Here is a 4,514-nt window from a genome sequence, read left to right as displayed (position 1 = left end):
CTTCGAAGTGGCCGTATTCGTCATGGACGAGCGCCATCGGGACGTCCGACTCCTTCAACTTCTGCAGGACGTCGAGCGCGTCGGCCTGGTCATGCACGATGGGCGCGGCGCGCACATGCTGGCGCGGTTCCAGCACCTTGCCGCCGAGGATCGCCGACAGCACGTCGCGCGTCTGGACGACGCCGACCATGTCATCGACATTGCCGTCGCCGGCGGGCAGGCGCGAATGCTGGGTCTCCATCAGGAGCCGCCTGATGGCTGCTTCGTCGGATTGCAGGTTGATCCAGTCGACTTCGGTGCGCGGCGTCATCACGGCGCGCACGGCGCGGTCGCCGAGGCGCATGACGCCGGCGATCATGCGCCGCTCGTCGGATTCGATGGTGCCGTGATGTTCGGCCTCGGCGACCAGCATCTTGATTTCCTCGTCGGTGACCTTTTCTTCCGACTCGCCGGACTGGCCGAGCAGCCAGAGAATGGCGCGGCCGGAAACATCGAGCAGAAAGACAAGCGGCGCCGAGACGGTGGCGAGGATGGTCATCGCAGGCGCCGCCCTGACGGCGACGCGTTCCGGATCCCTCAGCGCAATCTGCTTCGGCACGAGCTCGCCGACGATCAGCGAGGCATAGGTGATGATCGCGACGACGATACCGACGCCGACGGGATCGGCGATGTTCTCGCGGATGCCCGTCGAAGCCAGATATTGCGCCAGCCGCTCGCCGAGCGTGGCGCCGGAAAAGGCGCCGGAGAGAACGCCGACCAGGGTGATGCCGATCTGCACCGACGACAGGAACTTGCCGGGATTGGAGCCCAGCGCCAGCGCGCGGCCGGCCCCCCTGACGTTGCGGTCGATCATCGCCTTGAGGCGGGCCGGCCGCGACGAGACGATGGCGAGCTCCGACATGGCCAAAAGGCCGTTCACCAGGATGAGGACGGCCACGACGGCGATTTCAACATAAAGCATGCCTGGTCAATAGCATTGCCGCGGTGCATTCGAAAATAGTCCGCCGCTATTTGGAGCATGACAATTTTGGAGCGCAGGCGCTGGCCATTCAGACGGCATCCCAGGGCGGCGCCGAAAAATGTTCGACGAGCGCGTCGATGACGACCCGGACCTTCGGCGTGAGCGCGCGCGTCACCGGCCAGACCGCGTGCACGACGATGTTTTCGACCAGACAGTCGGACAGGACCATTTCAAGCTCGCCGCGCTTCAGGCTGTCGGCTGCCAGCCAGGTCGGCAGAAAGGTGATGCCGCAGCCTGCAAGGGCCGCATCGAGCATCGGTTCGCCGTGGCCGAGGACGAGCCTGGCCTTGGGCACGAATGTCGTCAGACGGCCGTCGGCGTCCCTTATGGTCCAGGGACGAACAACGCCCTCACGCCCATAGCCGATGACGCTGTGGCCGGCGAGGTCGTCGATGGACCGCGGCCTGCCGTGCCTTTCGAGATAGGCGGGAGCCGCGAAGATTGCCGAGCGTTGGGCGTAGATGCGGCGCGCCGCGAGCGACAGGCTGTCGTCGAGATCGCCCATGCGCACCGCAAGGTCGATGCCTTCCTCGATCAGGTCGACGCGCCGGTCGTTGAAGGAGATCTCGATCGTCAGCTCCGGGAAACGGCTAGAGATGCCGAACAGCACCGGGGCGACGCATGTGCGGCCAAAGGCAAGCGGCACGTCGACGCGCAGCCTGCCGGACGGAACCTGCCGGCGTGAGGCGAGCAGCGCCTGCCCGGCCTCGATCTCGGCCAGGGCCCGCACGCAGGCTTCGTAATAGCTCGCGCCTTCGCTGGTGGGGCTGAGGCTGCGGGTGGTGCGGTTAAGCAAGCGAACACCGAGCCGCTGCTCCAACCGCGCGACGGATTTGCCGATGGCGGACTTCGTTACACGCAGCCGTTCGCCGGCGCCGGTGAAGCTGCCGGCCTCCACGGCGTGGACGAATGCGACAATGCCTTGCAGGTCTACCGAATCCACGATGCATCCTTTGTAGAGTTCTTCTCTTCAATTTGTTGCCAAATATCCCGCATTGCGGCACTATTTTCCATAGTTGGATCGCATAAATGTCTTCGCTCGGCCATCAATCAAGGAGCGAGACGCATGAGTACCGACGGCAACAGATCCTGGCAGATGACGGGCTTCGGCCTGTCAAAACTGAACCCGGTGAGAGGCGAGATTCCCGAGCCCGGCCCGCACGAGCTTCTGGTGCGTACGAAAGCTGTCTCGCTGAACTACAAGGACAAGCTGATCGTGGATGGCATGCTCATTCCCGATCTTACCTTCCCCTTCGTGCCGACATCGGACGCGGTGGGCGAGATCGTCGCCATCGGCAGCGCGGTCAGCCGATTTCAGGTCGGACAGCGCGTGCTCGGCCAGGTGATTGCCGACTGGCCGGACGGCGATGCGCCGCCGGTGCTGCACAGACACACGCTGGGCTCATCGCTGCCGGGCACGCTTTCAGAGCATGTCGTCTTCGGTGAAGATGCCGCGGTGCTCGCGCCGCCTTCGCTCAGCGATATCGAGGCAGCGACGCTGCCGATCGCGGCGCTGACTGCCTGGTTCGCGATGACCGAGGCGACAAGGCCGGTGCCGGGCCAGACCATCCTGATCCAGGGCACTGGTGGCGTCTCGCTGTTTGCGCTGCAGTTCGCCGCGGCGTTCGGCCTGCGCGCCATCGTCACCTCGAGCAGCGACGAGAAGCTCAAGCGCGCCAAGGAACTCGGCGCCTGGCAGGTGATCAACTATCGCACCCAGCCGGCCTGGGACGAGGCAGCCCGTAAGTTGACGGATGGGCTGGGCGTGAACCACATTCTGGAGATGGTCGGTGGCGACAACGCACGGCGGTCGTTGAACGCGCTCGCCGCCGATGGCCGGCTGTCGATCATCGGCCTGCTCGGCGCGACGGAGATCAGCTTTCCGGTCGTGCCGCTCATGCGCAACCGCATCGTCGTGCAGGGCATTTCCATCGGCCACCGCCGCAGCTTCGAGCGCATGAATCAGGCGATCGAAGCTCTCCGCATCAAACCAGTGGTCGACAAGGTTTACGGCTTCGACGACGTGCCGCAGGCGTTCGGGCATCTTGAGAAAGGCCCGTTCGGCAAGATCGTCATCACCGCGACCTGACCTCGCCGCGCGGTCACGGCAGGGTCTTCAGCACGCCGATTACCGCCATGCCGTCGGTAAAATACGGATCGCCGCCGCCATTCCTGCCGCTTTTCGTGGCGCCAATCCCCGGTATCTCGCTGGTCGAAATCAGCATGCCTGCCGCATCGAGGCCGCCGATCAGGAAGCTGCGCTCGGCGTCGATGTCCGGGCCGATATGGTGGGTGATGGCGCCGGTGTCGTGGCTGAGGCCGACGCCGCGGTCGAAGCTGGCAGCGCCCAGCCAGAGCGGGCGGCGGCCGTCGTCGCCGACCGTGTTGGTTTGCCAGAAGCGGACATGGTGGCGACGGTCGGCGCTGTCGCCGACCGGCTTTTCGAAGGCGAGGTCCTGGGCGCGGCCTTCGAACAGCAGCCTGCTCATCGGCGCATCGGGATAGGGACGGGAGAACAGGACGCTTTCGCCGATGTCGATAGCGGTCCTGAGCGTGACGGCGTCGGCCGTGTCCCAACCGGCGACGGCAAAAGCGTGGACCACTTCCTTTTCGGTACCGACAAGGCCGACATTGATCGGGTCGCCCGGAATTCCTTGCGGCGTGTGCGTCACCATCTCGAAACGCTGTGTGCGGAAGCCGCGCTCCCGCCAGGTCCAGAATTCCGGCGCGGCGAGATAGGCAAATGCCAGATAGAAAGCGCAAAACGCCGCCAGCCAGATCGCGGCGCGCCGCCGAAGGCTCCGCTCACCCAAGAGAGACCACTCCCAAGTCGATGCACGGCCACTCTATGTCGCGTTGCGCGCATTGGGCAGAGGTTTCGGGATTGCTTTAGCGGCAGGCGCGGTAGCCGCTCCTGCGGTTCTTGACGTCGAAGTGGAAGTGGTTGCGGTGATCGTAATTGTAGCCCGGACCGAGCACCGTGTTGAAATACTGGCAGCCGTCGGCGCGCACGTTGTTGAGGAAGCCGCGGGTGCGGAAAGCGAACAGGCCGGGCTTGCGGACGTCGATGTCGTCGCCATTGTTGAGCTCGATGCTCATGACGTCGAGCGCGTTGCCCTTGCCGTGCTCCGAGAGCACGCCTTCGCCGGCGATGTTACGGCAGGAATAGCTCGAGCCTTGGTGGATGGCCCTGACGCCGGAGAAATAGCGCCAGCGGGCTGCCGGCACGAGTTCGTTCCTGGTCCAGGCGGCAAAGGTCGCGGCCATGTTGCAGGTCAGCGTGGCGGCGGGCTTCATCTCGACGCTGCCGATGGCCGAAACCTTCACCGGGAAGTCGATGCCGCACTGGCCTTCATGGATCGGCTGGATATCCGTATAGACGACGCCCATGCGTTTCAGCTCGTTGCGGCAGTCGATCTCGCTTGCGGGCATCTGCTCGACCGGCGACATCGGCTCATCCATGCGCGGATAGGCAGCCTGGGTCATATAGGGA

At 64.8% G+C, this 4,514-nt stretch carries 5 protein-coding genes; 1 reads left to right on the top strand and 4 read right to left on the bottom strand.

Annotated features, from left to right (window positions below):
- Together EOA38_RS28765 and EOA38_RS28760 are read right to left on the bottom strand one after the other, a co-directional pair.
- The coding region (locus EOA38_RS28765) for a hemolysin family protein (RefSeq protein ID WP_145966103.1) at nt 1-961 on the bottom strand (961 nt) is incomplete at its 3' end.
- A gap of 88 nt (nt 962-1,049) precedes the next feature.
- On the bottom strand, nt 1,050-1,964 hold the full coding sequence (locus EOA38_RS28760; protein ID WP_126092421.1) for a LysR family transcriptional regulator: 915 nt from the start codon (nt 1,962-1,964) through the stop codon (nt 1,050-1,052).
- Between the two features lie 123 nt (nt 1,965-2,087).
- Here EOA38_RS28760 and EOA38_RS28755 point away from each other — a divergent pair, with 123 nt between their 5' ends.
- Nucleotides 2,088-3,110: an NAD(P)-dependent alcohol dehydrogenase gene (locus tag EOA38_RS28755; protein WP_127300822.1), complete on the top strand. Its 1,023-nt coding sequence runs from the start codon at nt 2,088-2,090 to the stop codon at nt 3,108-3,110.
- A 13-nt stretch (nt 3,111-3,123) separates the two neighbouring features.
- Here the strand turns inward: EOA38_RS28755 and EOA38_RS28750 are convergent, their stop codons facing one another.
- Nucleotides 3,124-3,834: an LssY C-terminal domain-containing protein gene (locus EOA38_RS28750; RefSeq protein ID WP_127300821.1), complete on the bottom strand. Its 711-nt coding sequence runs from the start codon at nt 3,832-3,834 to the stop codon at nt 3,124-3,126.
- A 76-nt stretch (nt 3,835-3,910) separates the two neighbouring features.
- Nucleotides 3,911-4,514: extensin family protein (locus tag EOA38_RS28745; RefSeq protein ID WP_127300820.1), on the bottom strand; the 604-nt coding region annotated here is incomplete at its 5' end.

The organism is Mesorhizobium sp. M1E.F.Ca.ET.041.01.1.1 (assembly GCF_003997355.1).
Lineage (GTDB): Bacteria > Pseudomonadota > Alphaproteobacteria > Rhizobiales > Rhizobiaceae > Mesorhizobium.
Note: the sequence above shows the minus strand (reverse complement) of the source record. Positions and strands in the feature narration are given on the sequence as shown.

Coding starts and splice junctions, on each gene's coding strand:
- EOA38_RS28755 (WP_127300822.1), top strand. CDS start 2,088: ATGAGTACCGACGGCAACAGATCCTGGCAGATGACGGGCTTCGGCCTG.